Annotated in this window: 1 pseudogene; it reads right to left on the bottom strand. The window is 68.7% G+C overall.

Features of this window, described 5'->3' with window-relative positions:
• Positions 1–517: pseudogene (locus DXK94_RS20280) on the bottom strand (hypothetical protein); the annotation flags it as partial.

The raw sequence follows: 517 nt of genomic DNA, 5'->3' as shown, positions 1-517 counted from the left end.
TTCCCGTGCCATCGAGGCCGGGATGGGCCCGTGGCCATCGAGCATGGCCGGTTCATCGGTGAGGCCAAGTAGGGCGAACACCGGGACGGTGATCAGCACGTCCGTCCGAGGGGCCGGTACTTTTCCGGCGAGGGGGCCAGCGGGTGCTGTGGTGTTTGGATTGCCGCTCGCGAAGATGTGCCCGTTGGTTGGGTAGTGGCCGGTGTCTGGGATGCCCAGGTCCGCGGTTGCTTCGTCCGAACTGACGAGCGTGGCGAGCCCGATGAAGGCCTCGGGGAGCTGTTCATCAATGCCAGCCTGGTCCTGGCTGCGGGTGTGGGGTTGGCCGCTGCCTGCTGTGTCCGCGCCAGCCAAGGTGGTGCGGGTCAGGAGGCGGTGGGCCAGGACGTCGGCGCGTCGTTGGGGCAGGGTGCGGGTTTCGTGGGGTCCCTGGAGGCCGCGTGCCATGGCGGTGGTGCTGTTCCAGATCGCTGACGCCGAGTCGGCGGGCAGGTACGCGGAGAACCAGGCCATCCCG

It is taken from the genome of Arthrobacter sp. RT-1 (assembly GCF_003367205.1).
Taxonomy (GTDB): Bacteria; Actinomycetota; Actinomycetes; order Actinomycetales; family Micrococcaceae; genus Arthrobacter.
The sequence above is the reverse complement of the archived record's forward strand: the minus strand, read 5'-3'. Positions and strand labels throughout refer to the sequence as shown.